Source organism: Arthrobacter sp. MMS24-T111 (genome assembly GCF_054888995.1).
The window spans coordinates 2,768,670-2,786,628 of the sequence record NZ_JBTZRO010000001.1 but is presented as its reverse complement, the minus strand read 5'-3'; the positions used below and the strand labels follow the sequence as shown (position 1 = coordinate 2,786,628).

9 protein-coding genes, 2 tRNA genes and 5 pseudogenes are annotated in these 17,959 nt (G+C 64.9%); 9 read left to right on the top strand and 7 right to left on the bottom strand.

Features of this window, described 5'->3' with window-relative positions:
• Positions 1 to 24: 24 nt before the first annotated feature.
• The 5 genes and pseudogenes from serA to ilvD all read right to left on the bottom strand — a co-directional run bounded on the left by serA (position 25) and on the right by ilvD (position 7,280).
• Positions 25 to 1,613: pseudogene (gene serA, locus ACX5I6_RS13045) on the bottom strand (phosphoglycerate dehydrogenase).
• Positions 1,614 to 1,738: 125 nt separating this feature from the next.
• On the bottom strand, positions 1,739 to 2,764 hold the full coding sequence (ilvC, locus tag ACX5I6_RS13040) for a ketol-acid reductoisomerase (protein ID WP_285247614.1): 1,026 nt from the start codon (positions 2,762 to 2,764) through the stop codon (positions 1,739 to 1,741).
• Positions 2,765 to 2,847: 83 nt separating this feature from the next.
• Positions 2,848 to 3,360, bottom strand: coding sequence for an acetolactate synthase small subunit (gene ilvN / locus ACX5I6_RS13035; RefSeq protein WP_018760055.1), 513 nt, complete (start codon positions 3,358 to 3,360; stop codon positions 2,848 to 2,850).
• 2 nt (positions 3,361 to 3,362) lie between these two features.
• The gene (locus ACX5I6_RS13030) at positions 3,363 to 5,270 is read right to left on the bottom strand and encodes an acetolactate synthase large subunit (protein ID WP_461840743.1); all 1,908 of its coding nucleotides are present in this window, start codon (positions 5,268 to 5,270) and stop codon (positions 3,363 to 3,365) included.
• A gap of 291 nt (positions 5,271 to 5,561) precedes the next feature.
• Entirely contained in the window at positions 5,562 to 7,280 is a 1,719-nt protein-coding gene (ilvD, locus tag ACX5I6_RS13025) for a dihydroxy-acid dehydratase (protein ID WP_285247612.1), read from the bottom strand.
• Positions 7,281 to 7,537: 257 nt separating this feature from the next.
• Between ilvD and ACX5I6_RS13020 the strand changes: the two genes are divergently transcribed.
• The 3 genes and pseudogenes from ACX5I6_RS13020 to ACX5I6_RS13010 all read left to right on the top strand — a co-directional run bounded on the left by ACX5I6_RS13020 (position 7,538) and on the right by ACX5I6_RS13010 (position 9,816).
• On the top strand, positions 7,538 to 8,536 hold the full coding sequence (locus ACX5I6_RS13020) for a sunset domain-containing protein (protein WP_461840742.1): 999 nt from the start codon (positions 7,538 to 7,540) through the stop codon (positions 8,534 to 8,536).
• A gap of 145 nt (positions 8,537 to 8,681) precedes the next feature.
• Positions 8,682 to 9,628 (top strand): annotated as a pseudogene (locus ACX5I6_RS13015) (PQQ-dependent sugar dehydrogenase).
• A 115-nt stretch (positions 9,629 to 9,743) separates the two neighbouring features.
• Positions 9,744 to 9,816: transfer RNA gene (locus tag ACX5I6_RS13010), tRNA-Lys, on the top strand.
• Positions 9,817 to 10,065: 249 nt separating this feature from the next.
• Here ACX5I6_RS13010 and ACX5I6_RS13005 read toward each other — a convergent pair.
• A complete protein-coding gene (locus tag ACX5I6_RS13005; protein ID WP_461840741.1) occupies positions 10,066 to 11,169 on the bottom strand; it encodes a hypothetical protein in 1,104 nt (367 codons plus the stop codon).
• 464 nt (positions 11,170 to 11,633) lie between these two features.
• On the opposite strand from ACX5I6_RS13005, the gene ACX5I6_RS13000 reads away from it, so the two are divergent.
• Positions 11,634 to 12,278, top strand: a complete 645-nt coding sequence (locus ACX5I6_RS13000) for a hypothetical protein (RefSeq protein WP_461840740.1) — start codon at positions 11,634 to 11,636, stop codon at positions 12,276 to 12,278.
• 137 nt (positions 12,279 to 12,415) lie between these two features.
• On the opposite strand, the gene ACX5I6_RS12995 is transcribed toward ACX5I6_RS13000, so the two are convergent.
• On the bottom strand, positions 12,416 to 12,871 hold the full coding sequence (locus tag ACX5I6_RS12995; protein WP_285247757.1) for a MarR family winged helix-turn-helix transcriptional regulator: 456 nt from the start codon (positions 12,869 to 12,871) through the stop codon (positions 12,416 to 12,418).
• 96 nt (positions 12,872 to 12,967) lie between these two features.
• On the opposite strand from ACX5I6_RS12995, the gene bcp reads away from it, so the two are divergent.
• The 5 genes and pseudogenes from bcp to ACX5I6_RS12970 all read left to right on the top strand — a co-directional run bounded on the left by bcp (position 12,968) and on the right by ACX5I6_RS12970 (position 17,951).
• Complete coding sequence (gene bcp, locus ACX5I6_RS12990; protein WP_461840739.1) at positions 12,968 to 13,441, top strand: thioredoxin-dependent thiol peroxidase; 474 nt, start codon at positions 12,968 to 12,970, stop codon at positions 13,439 to 13,441.
• 97 nt (positions 13,442 to 13,538) lie between these two features.
• Positions 13,539 to 13,620 (top strand) — tRNA-Leu (locus tag ACX5I6_RS12985).
• Positions 13,621 to 13,851: 231 nt separating this feature from the next.
• Positions 13,852 to 14,543: pseudogene (locus ACX5I6_RS12980) on the top strand (fasciclin domain-containing protein).
• Between the two features lie 214 nt (positions 14,544 to 14,757).
• A pseudogene (locus ACX5I6_RS12975) lies at positions 14,758 to 16,371 on the top strand (ABC transporter substrate-binding protein).
• A gap of 79 nt (positions 16,372 to 16,450) precedes the next feature.
• A pseudogene (locus tag ACX5I6_RS12970) lies at positions 16,451 to 17,951 on the top strand (malate:quinone oxidoreductase).
• Positions 17,952 to 17,959: the final 8 nt, after the last annotated feature.

The window sequence follows — 17,959 nt, the reverse complement described above, 5'->3', positions numbered from 1 at the left end:
CGGCGTTTCGGCCGGTGTGTCGCGTTAGTCTTCCAGGTCCACTTCCCGGACCATTTCAGCGCCGATGCCGGCCTTGATGGCGTCCAGCACCTGCTGGGGCACGGAGCTGTCGATGGTCAGCAGGGCCAGGACCTGGCCGCCTTCGTCGGAGCGGGCCACCTGCATGCCGGCGATGTTGATGTTGTTCATGCCGAGGATGTGGCCGATGGTGCCGATGACGCCGGGGCGGTCGGTGTAGGCCACCACCACCAGGTGCTCGCTGATGGGGATTTCGACTTCGAAGCCGTTGATGCCCACCAGCTTCTCCACCTGCTTGGGGCCGGTCAGGGTCCCGGCCACGGAGATCTGGCTGCCGTCGCTCAGGGCGCCGCGGAGCGTCAGGACGTTGCGGTAAGACTCGGTGTCGGGGGTGGTGATCAGGCGGACGTTGATGCCGCGCTGCTCGGCGATGACGGGTGCATTGACATAGGACACCTGTTCGGTCACGATGTCGGCGAAGATGCCCTTCAGCGCAGCCAGCTCCAGGACCTTGACGTCGAGGGAGGAGATTTCGCCGGCAACTTCGACGTCGAACTGGGTCAGGGAAGCGTGGGTCAGGGCAGTGAAGATGCGGCCCAGCTTCTCGATCAGCGGGATGCCCGGGCGGACGTCGGGGGCGATGACGCCGCCGGCCACGTTGACGGCGTCCGGCACCAGTTCGCCGGCCAGGGCCAGGCGGACGGACTTGGCCACGGAGACGCCGGCCTTTTCCTGGGCTTCATCGGTCGAGGCACCCAGGTGCGGGGTAACCACCACGTTGTCGAGCTTGAAGAACGGCAGGTCGGTGCTGGGTTCCTTGGCGAAGACGTCGACGCCGGCTCCGGCGATCTCGCCGTCCTGCAGGGCCGTGAAGAGGGCTTCCTCGTCCACGAGGCCACCGCGGGCGACGTTCACCACGTAGGCGGTGCTCTTCATCTTCTTGAAGGCGTCAGCGCCGAGCATGCCCACGGTCTCCGGCGTCTTGGGCATGTGGATGGTGATGAAGTCGGACTGGGCCAGGAGCTCATCCAGGGTGACCAGCTGCACCCCCAGCTGCGCCGCGCGGGCGGACGTGATGTAGGGGTCGTAGGCAAGGATCTTGGTGTCGAAGCCCTTAAGGCGGGCTGCCACGAGGGCGCCGATCCGGCCGAGTCCGATGATGCCGATCTTTTTCTCGAACAGCTCGATGCCGGTGTACTTGGAGCGCTTCCACTCGCCATCCTTGAGGGCGGCGCTGGCCTGCGGGATGTGGCGGGCCAGGCTGAGGATGTGGCCCACGGTCAGCTCGGCGGCAGAGACGATGTTGGACGTGGGGGCGTTGACCACCATGACGCCGGCCTGCGTGGCCGCCTTGATGTCCACGTTGTCCAGGCCCACGCCGGCACGGGCGATAACCTTCAGGTTCTTGGCGGCGGCGATGGCTTCGGCGTCCACCTGGGTGGCGGAGCGGACCAGGATGGCGTCTACGTCACTGATTGCCGAGAGCAGCTGGGAACGGTCTGCGCCGTCAGTCTGGCGGATTTCAAAGTCCGGGCCGAGGGCCTCGACGGTGGCGGGGAAAGTTCTTCGGCGAGCAGTACTACGGGTTTTGACACGGCTGATCCTCTGCGTTGCAGTCCTGGGGATGGAAACAAGTCTAGGCCGACGGAAAGGCCGGGCTCACATTGTTAAGTGTGAACCCGGCCTCACCGCTGCGGTCTGCGTGGTTGGGCTGGCAGCCTTAGCGGGCTGCGGAGCCTTCCACGTAGTCCACGTCCTGCTGCTGCCAGGAGAACAGGGAACGCAGCTCGCGGCCCACGGCCTCGATGGGGTGCTGTTCAGCCTTGGCGCGCAGTTCCTTGAACTCGACGCCGCCGTTGTCCTGGTCCTCGATGAAGCGCTTGGCAAAGGCACCGGACTGGATGTCGGCCAGGACGGCCTTCATGTTTTCCTTCACCTCCGGGGTGATGACGCGCGGGCCGGAGACGTAGTCGCCGTACTCGGCGGTGTCGGAAACGCTCCAACGCTGCTTTGCGATGCCGCCTTCCCACATGAGGTCAACGATGAGCTTGAGCTCGTGCAGCACCTCGAAGTAGGCGATCTGCGGCTGGTAGCCGGCTTCGGTGAGGGTTTCGAAACCGTACTGGATCAGCTGGGACACGCCGCCGCAGAGCACGGACTGCTCGCCGAAGAGGTCGGTTTCGGTTTCCTCGGTGAAGGTGGTCTTGATGACGCCGGCGCGGGTGCCGCCGATGGCCTTGGCGTAGGACTTCGCCAGCTCCCAGGCGGAACCGGAGGCGTCCTGCTCGACGGCGATGATGTCCGGGATGCCGCGGCCGGCTTCGAACTCGCGGCGGACGGTGTGGCCCGGCGCCTTCGGGGCGATCAGGATGACGTCAACGCCCTCGGGGGCCTTGATGTAGCCGAAGCGGATGTTGAAGCCGTGGGCGAAGGCGAGGGCCTTGCCCGGGGTCAGCTTGTCCTTGATGGAGTCGTTGTAGATCGCGCGCTGGTGCTGGTCCGGCGCGAGGATCATGATGACGTCGGCCCATTCGGCGGCGTCGGCAACGTTCTTGACCGTGAAGCCGGCGTCCTCGGCCTTGGCGGTCGACTTGGAGCCTTCCTTCAGGGCGATAACGACCTCGACGCCGGAATCGCGCAGGTTCAGCGCGTGGGCGTGGCCCTGCGAGCCGTAGCCGACAATGGCAACCTTGCGGCCCTGGATGATGGAAAGGTCGGCGTCGTCGTCGTAGAACATTTCAGTCACTTGCGTAACTCCTCTTGAGTGGTTGTAGATAGTGGTCTTGCGGTGCTGCGGTTGCGGGCGCCAAGTCCCGCCCGGGCTGGTGCCTAGGCGGAACGGAGGGCCCGGTCACTCATGGAGCGGGATCCCCGTCCAACGGCCAGGGTGCCGGACTGCACGATTTCGCGGATGCCGAAGGGCTCCAGCACTGAAAGCAGGGCTGTGAGCTTTTCCGGATGGCCGGTGGCCTCAATGACGACCGAGTCGGTGGACACGTCCACCACTGAGGCGCGGAACAGGTCTGCGGCCTGGGTTACCTGCAGGCGTGTTGCGGCATCCGCCCGTACCTTGACCAGGATGTGGTCGCGCTGTACGGAAGTTTCTGGTGTCAGCTCAACTATCTTGATCACGTTGACCAGCTTGTTGAGCTGTTTGGTGACCTGCTCGATGAGGTCGCCGTCGGCGTCGACCACCACGGTCATGCGGGACACGCCCGGCACTTCCGTGGGGCCGACGGCCAAGGAGTTGATGTTGAAGGCGCGGCGGGCGAACAGGCTCGCCACGCGGGTCAGGACGCCTGGCTTGTCCTCGACCAGGACGGAAAGTGTGTGGCGGCTCATGCTCAGTCTTCCTCTTCCCATTCCGGGGTCATGTTTCGGGCAACCTGGATCTGGTCATTGCTCACTCCGGAGGGCACCATCGGCCACACCATGGAGTTGGGGCTCACCACGAAGTCGATGACCACGGGGCGGTCATTGATTTCGAGTGCCTTCTGGATGGTGGCGTCGATGTCCTCTTCGCGTTCGCAGCGGAACGAGGCGCAGCCGTAGGCCTCGCCCAGCTTGACGAAGTCCGGGATGCGCACGGTGTCGTGGCCGGTGTTGAGGTCGGTGTTGGAGTAGCGGCCCTCGTAGAAGAGGGTCTGCCACTGCCGCACCATGCCCAGCGAGGAGTTGTTGATGACGGCAACCTTGATGGGGATCTTGTTAATGGCGCAGGTGGCCAGCTCCTGGTTGGTCATCTGGAAGCAGCCGTCGCCGTCGATGGCCCAGACCACCCGGTCAGGCTCGCCCACCTTGGCGCCCATGGCCGCGGGAACGGCGTAGCCCATGGTGCCGGCGCCGCCGGAGTTCAGCCAGGCGTGCGGGCGCTCGTACTTGATGAACTGGGCAGCCCACATCTGGTGCTGGCCAACGCCCGCGACGTACACGCCTTCGGGGCCGGTCAGCGCACCGATCCGTTCGATGACCTTCTGCGGGGCGATCAGGCCGTCGTCCGGTTCCGTCCAGCCCAGCGGGTAGGTTTCCTTGAGGTTGTTCAGGAAGGCCCACCAGGTGGTCAAGTCCGGCGTGCCGGAAGCATCGAACTGGCTGCGGACGGCCTCTGTCAGTTCCGGAATGATCTCCTTGACCGAGCCCACGATGGGCACATCGGCGGTGCGGTTCTTGGAGATCTCTGCGGGGTCGATGTCAGCGTGGATGACCTTGGCATGCGGTGCGAAGGTGCGCAGCACGCCGGTCACGCGGTCATCGAAACGGGCGCCGAGCGTGATCAGGAGGTCCGACTGCTGAAGGGCCGTGACGGCGGAAACGCTGCCGTGCATGCCCGGCATGCCCACGTGCTGCGGGTGGGAATCCGGGAAGGCGCCCTTTGCCATCAGGGTGGTCACCACGGGCGCACCCGTGGCCTCGGCGAGGGCGCGCAGTTCCGCGGAGGCGTGCGCCTTCACCACGCCGCCACCGACGTACAGGACCGGCTTGGAAGCGGCGGCGATGAGTTTCGCCGCCTCGCGCACCTGCTTGTTGTGGCCGCGGGTGACCGGCCGGTACCCGGGCAGGTCGATCCTTGGCGGCCAGGAGAACGTCATCTGTCCCACCTGGGCATCCTTGGCAACGTCCACCAGCACGGGGCCGGGACGGCCGGTGGAGGCCAGGTGGAAGGCCTCTGCCATGACGTGGGGGATGTCGTTCGGGTCGGTCACCAGGAACGAGTGCTTGGTGATCGGCATGGTGATGCCCACGATGTCGGCTTCCTGGAACGCATCGGTACCAATGACGCCGCTGGCGACCTGGCCGGTGATGGCCACCAGGGGCACGGAGTCCATGTGGGCATCCATGATGGCGGTAACGAGGTTGGTGGCACCGGGACCCGAGGTGGCGATGCAGACGCCAACCCGCCCGGTAACCATGGCGTAGCCTTGCGCGGCATGGCCGGCTCCCTGTTCGTGACGGACCAGCACGTGGTTCATGGTGGAGGCCATCAAGGGGTCGTAGGTGGGCAGGATCGCGCCACCAGGCAAACCGAAAATGTCGTCGACGCCGAGTTCTTCGAGCGAACGGACGATTGCTTGCGAGCCGGTCATCACCGTCGGGGGTACGACGTTGTTCGGCCCAAGGACAGGAGAGACGGCGGCAAGGTCGGCGACGACGGCGGCATGGTCAGCCGTCCGGTCGGCGCGTTCCGGAGCCTTGGCGGCTCCAGCTGACTTGGTGGCCATCAGCGAGGGGCTGATGGGCGATCCTTTGCTCATCGGACTCTTCCTTGTGGATCTTCTCTGGTGTTGGAATGTGACTGGAAAGGCGGGAAATAAAAAAACCCCTCAGCCTGGTGGCTCTGTGAGGGGTTCGCGCGTGACGGTTCGTTACCAGGGCTAATGTGCCACGCGCTTGGTAAGGACGACGACGATGCCGGTAACGAAAGTCATGCGTTCAGTTTTCCCTCTGGTGTGATGGGTGTCAACGAGCAACAACCCTATCTCACCATGTGGACAACACTGTCCACTCTTTGATCCTATCGCGGAAGGACCAGCCGAAACCGAACGTCAGCCGGTGTAGGCACCCTGGCTGGCACTGTGTACCAGCTTGGCGTATTTGGCGAGCACTCCCTTGGTGTAGCGGGCCGGAAGCGGCTCCCAGCCCACTTTGCGGGCCTCAAGTTCCGCGTCGTCCACCAGCAGGTCAAACGTGCGCGCGGCGATGTCCACCCTGATCCGGTCGCCGTCCTTGACGAAGGCGATCGGGCCGCCGTCGACCGCTTCCGGCGCAACGTGGCCGATGCACAAGCCGGTGGTCCCGCCGGAGAAGCGGCCGTCCGTCAGCAGCAGGACGTCCTTGCCGAGGCCGGCACCCTTGATGGCGCCGGTGATCGCCAGCATTTCCCGCATGCCGGGGCCGCCCTTGGGACCTTCGTACCGGATGACCACCACGTCGCCGGCCTTAATCTCGCCGTTGTCGAGTGCATCCAGCGCTCCCTTCTCGCGCTCGAAGACCCGGGCTGAGCCCTCGAAGACGTCGGCGTCGAAGCCGGCGCTCTTGACGACGGCACCTTCCGGAGCCATTGAGCCGTGCAGGATGGTGATGCCGCCGGTTTTATGGATCGGGTTGTCCAGTGCGCGCAGGATCTTGCCGTCAACGTCCGGCGGGTTGATGGCGTCCAGGTTTTCGGCGACGGTCTTGCCGGTAACGGTGAGGCAGTCGCCGTGCAGCAGGCCGGCGTCGAGCAGGGCCTTCATGATGACGGGCACGCCGCCGATCCGGTCGACGTCGGTCATCACGTAGCGGCCAAATGGCTTGAGGTCGCCCAGGTGCGGGATCCTGTCGCCGATTCGGTTGAAGTCGTCGAGGGTCAGCTCCACCTCGGCTTCGCGTGCGATGGCCAGCAGGTGAAGGACGGCGTTGGTGGAGCCGCCGAACGCCATGGTGACGGCGATGGCGTTTTCGAAGGCTTTCTTGGTCATGATGTCGCGGGCGGTGATGCCCAGGCGCAGCAGGTTGACCACGGCTTCGCCGGACTTGCGGGCAAATTCATCACGACGGCGGTCTGCCGACGGCGGGGCGGCCGAGCCGGGGAGGGACATGCCCAGGGCCTCGCCGATGCAGGCCATGGTGTTGGCCGTGTACATGCCGCCGCAGGCGCCTTCGCCGGGGCAGATGGCCTTTTCGATCCGGGTGAGGTCTTCCATGCTCATCTTGCCCGCGGCGCAGGCACCCACCGCTTCGAAGGCGTCGATGAGGGTGACTTCCTTTTCGGAGCCGTCCTCAAGCTTCACCCAGCCGGGCATGATGGAACCGGCGTAAAGGAATACGCTGGCCAGGTCCAGGCGGGCGGCCGCCATGAGCATGCCGGGCAGGGACTTGTCGCAGCCGGCCAGCAGGACCGAACCGTCGATCCGCTCCGCCTGCATGACGGTCTCCACGGAGTCGGCGATGACTTCGCGGGAGACCAGGGAGAAGTGCATTCCCTCGTGGCCCATTGAAATGCCGTCCGAAACCGAAATGGTGCCGAACTGCATGGGGAATCCGCCGCCTGCGTGGACGCCTTCCTTGGCGCCCTGCGCGAGGCGGTTCAGGGACAGGTTGCAGGGAGTGATCTCGTTCCACGAGCTCGCCACGCCAATCTGGGGCTTGGCGAAGTCGTCATCGCCCATGCCGACAGCCCGGAACATGCCGCGCGCGGGCGCCGCATGGATCCCATCGGTGACGACGCGGCTGCGGGGCTTGATATCAGGCGTGTTCTCGGTTGCGGTCTGGGCGTCACTCATAGGGGAAAGTCTAGGGCGCGCACCGCGCCCGGACGACCGTCAAATCAGCTTCCTGGTGAAATGACGGCAAAAATTGGCCAAATAGTGGACTTGTGTCTCACATAATGAGACGTCGCGGGTGTTCGAGGCTCCGGCCGGCCAACCTTGCGACCGGGTAGGACGCCTGCCTGCGGCCTGCGGCTTCTCTGGACAGCAGTGCCTGCCCGACGTAGCGTCGGGGACAGGACACCCCCGCCGCCCGGATCGAAAGGCCTGCCATGGACATTCTTTTCTGGATCATTCTCATCGTTGTTGTCGCGGCAGTCGTTTGGTGGCTGCTGAACCGCAACAAGTCGGCCAGTGCTCCTGGCGCCTCCGCCATCAGGTCGGACGGCGCCCTGGAGGGAGGCAGCGCCGCGGCTTCGGCCGAGGCTGCCGCGACCACCGGGATACCCACGGCAGCGGGCTTCGGCCGCGCCGCCGAACCGGAAGCCCCGCCAACGGCTGAGGAACCGGCGGATTCGTCGGCGACGCCACGGACGGCGACACCCGCGGCTGCCGAGGCCACCGACAACCCGGTCCAGGGCCCTTCCGGCGCCAATGACGGCACGGCTTCTCCCGGCGCCGTCGGCCGGGAAGAGGAGCGCAGGCTGCAGGATGAAGCCGAGTGGGAAACCCAGTGGTCGGAGGCCGGGCCGTCCGGGTCACGGCCCGCACCGCCAGCCACCAATGATGCAGCGGCAACGGCCGCAGCGTCACAGGCAGCCCCGCCCGCCGCAGGGGCCGGGGCCGACGCGGCGGACGACGGCGCCGGGCGGCAGGAATCCCGGGCGCACAGCTCCCCCGCACCTGCCCAGACTGTCCAGTCTGTCGTCCATCATGACGAATACACCGCACCCCACGCCCCGACGCTGCCCGGCGCCGAGACGGCCGCCGGGGAAGAGACAGCAGCGGCCGAAACGACGGACCATGCGGAGGCCTCGGCCCCGGCGGAGGAAGCATCAGGCCACCACGACGTCGCCCCGGGGCACAGCGAAGCGGCGGGAGAACCAGCCGGGCACCTTGCGGCAGAGGAACCGTACGGGGCAGGCTCGGCATCGCCGGCCGCCGACGGAAGCGGTCCGGCGGACTACAGCGTCAAGGGAGACGCCGCCGCGATGGTCTACTACGAAGAAGGACATCCCGACCATGAGCAAATCCGGGCGGACGTCTGGTTTGAGTCTGCCGCGCACGCCGAGGCTGCAGGTTTCCGCGCTCCGCGCCGCAAGCGGCTCTAGCCCAAAGACGGTCCGCCGCACGGCACCACGCCCCAGCTGGGCGGCATGCCTGCTCTTCCTGCTGGCAGCGTGAACCGGCTCGCCCGCCCCAACGCCTGGCAGCGGGGCCGGCACCACGGCCAATCCGCCCGTCTCCGTACCCGAGGTGCAGGAAAAGCTGGAACTGAAGCTGGCCGTCCCCTGGGCGGCCATCTTCCTTCAGGACGGCACGGCCATCATCTCCGAGCGTGGAACGGCGTTGTTGAAGGCGGTCCGCGACGGACAGGCCACCACCGTGGGCAAGGTCCCGGGAGTGGTGCCCGGCGGCGAAGGCGGCCTGCTGGGCCTGGCGCTGTCTCCGCATTTTGACGTTGACCACTACATGTACGCGTACGTGACGGGGCCGGAGGACAACCGGGTGGTCCGGCTGACGCTCCAAAAGGGACGCCGACGGCGCACTCTCCCCGGTCCACCGCAAACCGTCTTTGCCGGCATACCGAAAGCAACGACGCACAATGGCGGGAGGATCCGGTTCGGCCCGGACAGCTTCCTCTATGTTGGCACCGGCGACGCCCAGCGCCGGGAACAGCCCCAGGATCCGGTCGTCCTGGGCGGCAAGATCCTCCGGCTCGCCCCGGACGGCAGTCCGGCGCCAGGGAACCCGTTCGGCAATGCCGTCTACAGCCTGGGACACCGGAACGTCCAGGGGTTGGCCTGGGACGGCGAGGGCAGGCTGTGGGCCAGTGAATTTGGTCCCGACATCAATGACGAGCTCAACCTGATTCTTCCGGCGCCAACTACGGCTGGCCCGAAGTGACGGGCGCACCCCACCGGCCGGAATTCCAGGATGCAAAGGCCGTACGGCCGGCCACCGGTGAATCATCGCCCAGCGGCCTGGAAATAGCCGGCGGCACCGCGTACCTGGGTGCGCTTCGCGGGGAGCAACTGCGGGCCGTCACCCTCCACGGCACCGAGGCAGGAAGTCCTGTGGCCTATTTCACAGGAATGTACGGACGGATCAGGGACGTGATTCGCGACCCGAACGGCGGGTTGTGGCTGATGACGAACAACGAAAACCCTGATTTCGCGCTGGTTTTGGGGCTGCAGCGGTGACGGCATCTCCTTCGTGGGCGCCGATTTCACTTGCACCGGAAGTTCGTGTAGAGTTTCATGTCGTTGCGGAGATCAACGGGAAAGAAAAAGCCCGAAAGGTTGAAGCAAAGAAGATGCACCTCTAGCTCAATTGGCAGAGCAATTGACTCTTAATCAATGGGTTCCGGGTTCAAGTCCCGGGGGGTGCACAGGGGAAACCCCGTCTTTACTGGCCGATAGGCCAGGTGAAGGCGGGGTTTCGTTTTGCGCTTGCAACGGAAGTGCCACTGTTGGAGTAACACTCGTTGGACGACCCCCAGCGATCCGACCCGCAGCGGACCTGATACGACTGCCCTAAACGTCGGCGCGCCAGTTCCGTAACGAGGACGGCTCGGGACCTCTTCTACCGTTATAGCTTTGACGACGACTACTGGTCTGCCGGACGGCAGCGCTAAGGCTCATATCCACGTGCCTAAAATCTGCCTGTTGGCTTCTCGGAGATGATCGAAACCCTGTTCGGGGTGGAGCATCGGGGTCGTCCACCAGTCACTGGCATTGGGCGCTGTGAACATCCGCCGGCCGGCGCCCAAGGCGGTCACATTCCAGAATCCAGAAGGCTTGAGATCGGGGTGACTTGGGCCAAGTACCTGTGACCCGAAAATTCCGGGCACAGACGTTTTCATTAAGTGGTGGTGAGCGGAAAGATCGACGTCTTCCGGCCCGGGAACCCCGTGCTGAATCATTACACTGCGCGGAGTGGGGATCCCAAACCAACCCCTGGTGATAGCCGCATAGTCGATGTGCGGCGCGATGACGGTGAGCAGGCTGGTCAACGATGCCCACGCGGCTGCTTCTGAAGCCTTAATCTCTATGGACGGAAGAATCCAGCCTTCTCCGGAGAAGATCACATATCGGTCGCCGTCCTGTGTGGGGAATATAAGTTCGGCCCAACCCACGTCTTCACAGCACCGTTTGATTACGGCTGCCACTTGGTGAGCCTCGCAGCGTGCCAGCGTGAAGTGAAGGCCGGCGAGAACCGGGCCGGTGGCGTTCGTTATCGCCCAGCGTACGAATAAATCGACAATGTCCCTGAACGCCTGGCTGCCGATCGCCCAGCGGTCCAGGTTCTTCTTGGCCTCGCGAAAAGCCAGAGGAGTCTCACGGTGATCGAGTGCGGCATCAGCTGCGCAAATGGCCGCTGTAAAGCCGGTGCGTCCAGTCCTGGGCCGGGGGCCAATCTTGTCGGCGCAAGCCGTGATGGTCCCGCTGAAGCCGACCGTGGCGATGGCGTCTGCGATCATTCCCGCCACTTCCACCGCGTGGCGTGGAGAATCCATCGGCCAGATATAGATGGCACAGCCTCGGTTGACCTCGACGGCGTGGTAGCGCTGGTCAGGGTGCTGGTCCATCCTGATCTTGGCGATGGCGGCGTCGATCTCACGGGTCGAGGGCTGTTGGCGGTCAGAATTGGGCACGCACAAAAATCCTTGGTAAAACATCGCGTCAGAATTTACAGTCTTGATTTTCTGGGCGTCGACCTGAATGCCCGGCCCGTTATCCACTCAGTGCCCCTTGAGGCCGGCAGGGACCGTACCCGCCGAGGATCGCGCGGATCATTAGAACAGCCGCTCTGGGAGACTTGGGGCCGATGCGCAAGGTAGAAACGAAAATCGGCACACCAGCAGAGCGACGAGCAACTTCAAAAGTACTGCCATCGACGCTGCCCTCTATTCCCTTGCGATAGTTGGGAGTCTATCGGGGCGCCCAGCAGGGAGCCCACCCGGTTGGGCTGTCCGGTCCGGTGCTTGCGGGCGTTTTTGGTCCGCATGCGTGCCGACGGACGCGGCGAACCCGACACGCTGCAGGACGAGATCGGCAGGCCGGGCGAAGCTGTGGCTGGTCTTCTCGCAGGTTGCCATGATGTCCTGTCAGGGTGCGACCGCGGCCTGCCCGGGCTGCAAGCCGGGACCCGGGGTACCCGCACACCTGACCGGGGTACCCGTTTCCTCATTGAAAGTAGTCTCAGTTGAAAAAACAGCTCGCCGTCACTGCCGCCCTCGCCGGCATCACCCTGGCAGTTGCAGGATGCTCCGCGACCGTCACCCCCGGCCCCGGCACCGCCGTGTCCACGCCCGGCACGTCAGCTCCGACCACCGCGTCCTCCCCGGCAGCCTCCGCCGCGGCATCCACCGGATGGGAACTGAAGCCACAGGGGAGCGCTGACCGGATCAAGGCCGCCGGGCTGCAGGTCCTCAACGCCGAAGGCGCTGCAGAGCACTTCCATGCGCACCTGGACGTCCTCGTGGACGGCAAGCCGGTCGCCGTCCCGGCGGACATCGGCTTCAGCTTCACCCCGGCCGGCCAGCCCAACGGGATCTCCGCGCTGCACAGCCATGACAAATCCGGAATCATCCACATCGAAGCACCAACCGCCGGCGCCACCTACACGCTCGGGCAGTTCCTCACCGAATGGGGTGTCCTGGACGGCACCGACCCCACGCCCGGAACGCCACACTCCGCCCAGGACGGCTGGAGCGTGGCCGTCAACGGCGTTCCGCACGACGGGAAGATCGCCGATGTGGTCCTAAAAGCCCACGACGAGGTCGTCCTGTTCCACGGCGCGGCGCCAACTCCGGTCCCCGCCACGTTCACCTTTCCGGCAGGGCTGTAGCCCCCTCACCGGCGGCCGCTGATGAAGACCCCTATGTGGTGCGCGCGCACCTAACAGTGTGGCCGCCGGACACAAAAAAGCGTGGCCCCGGCATTCCTTGCCCGGGCCACGCTTTCGAAGGCGTTATGAAAAGCCGGTTACTTGTTCGAGTCCACCAGCGCAGAGGCGTTGCTCGGCGTCGTCGCGAACTGGCTGGCGAGTTCACGGACCACAGCCTTGAGCTCCTGGCGCAGGACCTCGGGGTCGATCGAAGAGGAAGCCAACACCGAACGCTCCATCTCCACTGCCTGGGCTACCGCTTCCTTGCCGCGCTCGGTCAGCGAGACCACGTGGCTCCTGCGGTCCGAGGTGCTCCGCACCCGGGCGATATGGCCGTGGGACTCAAGCCGGCTGAGCGTCTTGCCCATGGTCTGGGCCTGGACGCGGACATACTGGGCAAGCTGGGCCTGGGTCATGGGCCCCTGCGCAGCCAGCACTTCTATGGCGATCACACCGGCGTGCGTGAGTCCGATGGCGCCAAGTTTTTCGTTCCAGGAGTGTTCAACGAGGCGCGCAGCAGTGGACAGGAGGCGCCCTGTGGGCCAGTGATCCATATCAGGCATAGCAGCCAGTATAACCAAGTGCCGATTAGCACTCGCCCCACCCGCTTACTAGGCTGTTGTGTCCCGCCCGCAACAAGGAGAAAAACAATGGCTGAAAGACTCGTTACCGGCGACAAAGCACCCGCCTTCACCTTGCAGGACTCACACGGGAAGGAGGTCACCCTTGACCCGACATCCGGCCGCTCCACCATTGTCTACTTCTATCCGGCAGCGTCCACGCCCGGGTGCACAAAGGAAGCCTGCGACTTCCGCGACAGCCTTGCCTCCCTGCAGGCCTCCGGATACGACGTCCTGGGAATTTCGCCCGACCCCGTCGAGAAGCTGGCAACATTTGCGGCAAATGAAGCCCTGACGTTCCCCCTGCTCTCCGACGAGGACCACGCAGTGGCCGAGGCCTACGGCGCCTGGGGCGAAAAGAAGAACTACGGCAAGACCTACCAGGGCCTGATCCGCTCCACCATCGTGGTGGATCCCGACGGCACGGTCTCCCTCGCACAGTACAACGTCCGCGCAACCGGACATGTGGCCAAGTTGCGGCGGGACCTCAACCTGGACGCCTGACCACGCCGCACCTGCCGGACCACCCCGCCGGCGCGACGCTACAATGGACACTGGCATCCCGCCGTCGAACGCCTTGCGTTCCTGTCGGGAAGCCTGCGCGCGAGTGGTGAAATTGGCAGACACGCAGGATTTAGGTTCCTGTGCCTTCGGGCGTGGGGGTTCAAGTCCCCCCTTGCGCACACCGCGGATCCCCCGGCTTCGGCCGGGGGATCCTTTGCTTTAAGCCGGCCCTTTGCTGCCGGTTCATGCCCCGAATAGAAAAACTCCACGAATCCACCCATCCACTTCCGCCCACCGGCCGAATAGCCATTGAGACACCAGCCAAGGGCAGGTGCTTACCCCCAAGTCAGACTGCAAGCCACGGGCACCGTTCCAAGGGCAGCAGGCTCAACGATCCAAGGAGTACTGAAATGCAGACCTTCAAGCGCACCACTTTCACCGTCGCAGGCGTTGCAGCGGCCGCTCTGCTCAGCCTCACCGCGTGTGGCGGTTCGGGCAGCACCTCCGGGTCCTCGGCATCTTCGGCGCCGATGTCCTCCGCCCCAGCTCCAGCATGGCCTCACCGTCGTCCAGCGCGATGGCCAGCTCCTCGGCCGGCAGCATGGACCCGGCAGCAAACCTGGTCGGCCCGGGCTGCGCCGCCTACGCCCAGCAGGTTCCCACCGGCGCGGGCTCCGTAGCCGGCATGGCCCTGGATCCGGTGGCCGTCGCCGCATCCAACAACCCCATCCTCACCACGCTGACCGCATCGGTGTCCGGCAAGCTCAACCCCAAGGTCAACCTGGTGGACACCCTCAACGGCGGCGAATTCACTGTCTTCGCACCGGTGGATGACGCCTTCAAGAAGATTGACGCCGCCACCATCGACACCCTTAAGACGGACGATGCCCTGCTGAGCAAGATCCTGACCTACCACGTTGTTCCCGGCCAGATCACCCCTGACAAGATCGCCGGCACCCACGCCACCGTCGAGGGCGGCTCCGTCACCGTCACCGGCAGCGGCAACAACCTCAAGGTGGACAACGCCAACGTCATCTGCGGCGGCGTCAAGACCAAGAACGCCACGGTCTACCTGATCGACTCCGTCCTGATGCCCAAGTAGCCCTCACAGGCAACAGGCGTTCTTCGACCAAGCCGGGTTCCACTGGTTTTCCAGGGGCCCGGCATTGGCGTGTCCGGGTCCGGGCAGCGTCCAGGCCGTGTCCCTTAGACTGGATCCCGGCCCGCAAACGGCGGAGCCGGCAGGATCCAGAGGTGATAAACGAGTGCCCAGCAGTACATCGCGGCGGACTGCCCTCAAGGCCGGCGCCGTCCTCATGGCGCTGGGCGTGACATCATGCACAGGCACGCCGGCCCCCTCCCCCACGCCCGGCCGGAACAACTCCACGCCCGCGGAACCGGAAGCGACCTTCAGCTTCGGAACCGCCGCCCAGCCACTGGGCCTTGACCCGGCGTTGTCCAACGACGTCGAGTCCCAGCGCATCACGCGGCAAATCATGGAGGGCCTCGTGGGAGTTGACCAGACCACGGGAAAGCCCACGCCCCTGCTGGCCACCGAATGGAATGAATCCAACGAGGGCCGCACCTACACCTTCAAGCTCCGTACCGGCGTCACCTTCCAGGACGGCACCCCGTTCAACGCCGACGCCGTCTGCACCAATTTCAACCGCTGGTTCGCCTTCCCCGCCGAACTGCGGAAGCAGGCACCGGGCAGTTCCTTCAAGGGGGTCTTCAAGGCCCACTCGGACGAAGCCGGCCTCTCAATCTTCAAGGCTGCACCGCGGTGGCCGCGGACACCGTGCAGATCGACCTCACCCAGCGCTTCACCGCGTTCCTGCAGGCATTGACACTGCCCGCTTTCGCGATGGCCTCCCCCCCGCCCTCGCTGCCGGCAAAGCCGACGTGCTGGACCAAAACCGCGGCGGCCAGGCCTTGTCCGTTTTCGCCACCAACCCGGTGGGCACCGGCCCCTTCACACTCGCCGCCTGGGGCAGCGACAACGTGACCCTGTCCAGCAACAAGACCTACTGGGGCGACCGCGGGCAGATCGCCACCATCAACTTCCTGGCCTACAACTACCCGCAAACCCGCCTCCAGGCGCTTCTGGACGGAAAGATCGACGGCTACGACGCCGTGACCGTCGGGAACTTCGACCAGCTGGTCAAGCGAGGCAAGCAGATCGTCCAGCGCGACCCGTTCTCCGTGATGTACGTGGGCATGAACCAGGACGTCCCGGTGCTGCAAAACCAAAAGATCCGGCAGGCGGTGGAGCTTGCGATCGATAAGGAAACCCTGATCCGGAAGTTCTTCATCGACAACACCGCCAAAGCCACGCAGTTCGTCCCGCCCAAAATCAGCGGATTCAACAACGATGCTCCGGAACTGGGCCATGACCCGGAAAAGGCCAAGAGCTACCTCAAGGACGCCGGCTACGCGGGCGAGGAACTCAAGTTCTACTATCCCCTGAACGTCACCCGGCCCTACCTCCCGACCCCCGAAAAGGTCTACGCCGAGCTCAGCCGCCAGCTCACCGCAGCCGGCTTCAACATCCGGCCCGTCCCGGTCGACTGGGCCGATGGCTACCTCCAGAAAGTCCAGTCCCCCGGCGACCACGCCCTGCACATCCTCGGCTGGAACGGCTCGTACTCGGACGCCGACAACTTTGTCGGCCCGCTGTTCGGCGAGAAGAACGGCGAATTCGGGTACCAGGATCCGCAGGTATTCTCGAAAATCAACAGGGCCCGCGGCCTGCCGGACGGCAAGGAGCGCGATGACTTGTATCACACCATCAACTCCCAGATCGCGGCGACGGTTCCGGCCGTTCCCATCGCCTTCCCCATCTCCGCCCTTGCCCTGTCAGACCGGGTCCTGAGCTACCCGGCGTCCCCGGTCTTAATGAAGTTTTTACGAAGGTCCAACTAAAGCCTTGACGGGCCGGTCCAATTTCAGTATGTCGGCTGCCCGGGGATATTCTGTGACAGCCAGAGCCGCTGCAATCGGAGACTGATCGTGACTTTCATTTCCAAGACCCCACATGCCGACGTTGTCCTGATAGGCGGCGGCATCATGAGCGCGACGCTGGGCGCATTCCTCAAGCAGCTGGAGCCGGACTGGACCCTCTCGCTGTTCGAACGGCTGGACCAGCCGGGGCTCGAGAGCTCAGATCCCTGGAACAACGCGGGAACGGGCCACGCGGCCCTCTGCGAACTGAACTACTCCCCGCAGCCAAAGACGGCTCGGTAAGCCCCAACAAGGCGCTGCTCATCAATGAACAGTTCCAGCTTTCCCGCCAGTTCTGGTCCCACTTGGTGGACAACAACCTGATCGGCTCCCCCAAGGGCTTCATCAACACCGTCCCGCACATGAGCTTCGTGATCGGCGAGGACCACACCCGGTTCCTGAAGACGCGCTACGAGGCCCTGAAGCCGCACACCCTGTTCCGGTCCATGGAGTACTCCGAGGACCACGCACAGATTGCCAAGTGGGCGCCGCTGATCGTCAAGGGCCGCGACCCCAAGCAGCGCGTCGCCGCCACCCGGGCAGCTGAAGGAACCGACGTCGACTTCGGCGCGCTGACCCGTGAGCTCACCGGCTACCTGGGGAACAACGGCGTCGAAATCAACTATGGCCACGACGTCACCGGCATCTCCCGCGCGTCCGACGGCGGCTGGGACCTGACGCTGAAGCACCCGCGTTCCGGGGAGCACGGCAAGATCCACGCCAAGTTCGTATTCGTCGGCGCCGGCGGCGGTGCGCTGCACCTCCTGCAGGCCTCGGGCATCCCCGAAAGCAAGGGTTACGGCGGCTTCCCCGTCTCCGGGCAGTTCTTCCGCTGCACGGACGAGACCATCGCCGCCCAGCACAGCGCAAAGGTATACGGCCAGGCCTCGGTTGGTGCCCCGCCCATGTCCGTGCCGCACCTGGACACCCGCTACGTCAACGGCAAGCGCTCGCTCCTGTTCGGACCCTACGCCGGCTTCTCAACGAACTTCCTGAAGAACGGCTCCTACCTGGACCTGCCGCTGTCCATCCGCCCGGGCAACATCATCCCGATGCTCGCCGTGGCCAAGGACAACATGGACCTCACCGCCTACCTGGTCAAGGAAGTGGCAAAGCGGCACGACCAGAAGGTCGAAGCCCTTCGCGAGTACTACCCCGAGGCAAAGGGCGGCGACTGGGAACTTATCACCGCCGGACAGCGTGTGCAGATCATCAAGAAAGATCCGCAAAAGGGCGGCATCCTTCAGTTCGGAACCGAAGTGATCGCCGGCCGCGACGGCTCCATCGGTGCGCTCCTGGGCGCCTCGCCCGGAGCCTCCACCGCTGTCCCCATCATGATTGAACTGCTGCAGAAGACGTTCCCCGGAATTTCAAGGGCTGGCAGTCCAAGCTCAAGGACATGATGCCCGGTTACGGGGTCAAGCTGGATGAAAATCCGGACCTGGCCGCGGAGCTGGAACGGGCCACTGCCAAGTCCCTCCAGCTGGAGAGCGTTTCCGCCAGCCATTGACCCTGCCG

Excerpts from the sequence above, each read along its gene's own strand:
- ACX5I6_RS12995 (WP_285247757.1), bottom strand. The coding sequence starts at position 12,871 with ATGGATCACTGGCCCACAGGGCGCCTCCTGTCCACTGCTGCGCGCCTC.
- ilvD (WP_285247612.1), bottom strand. The coding sequence starts at position 7,280 with ATGAGTGACGCCCAGACCGCAACCGAGAACACGCCTGATATCAAGCCC.
- bcp (WP_461840739.1), top strand. The coding sequence starts at position 12,968 with ATGGCTGAAAGACTCGTTACCGGCGACAAAGCACCCGCCTTCACCTTG.
- ACX5I6_RS13020 (WP_461840742.1), top strand. The coding sequence starts at position 7,538 with ATGGACATTCTTTTCTGGATCATTCTCATCGTTGTTGTCGCGGCAGTC.
- ilvN (WP_018760055.1), bottom strand. The coding sequence starts at position 3,360 with ATGAGCCGCCACACACTTTCCGTCCTGGTCGAGGACAAGCCAGGCGTC.
- ACX5I6_RS13030 (WP_461840743.1), bottom strand. The coding sequence starts at position 5,270 with ATGAGCAAAGGATCGCCCATCAGCCCCTCGCTGATGGCCACCAAGTCA.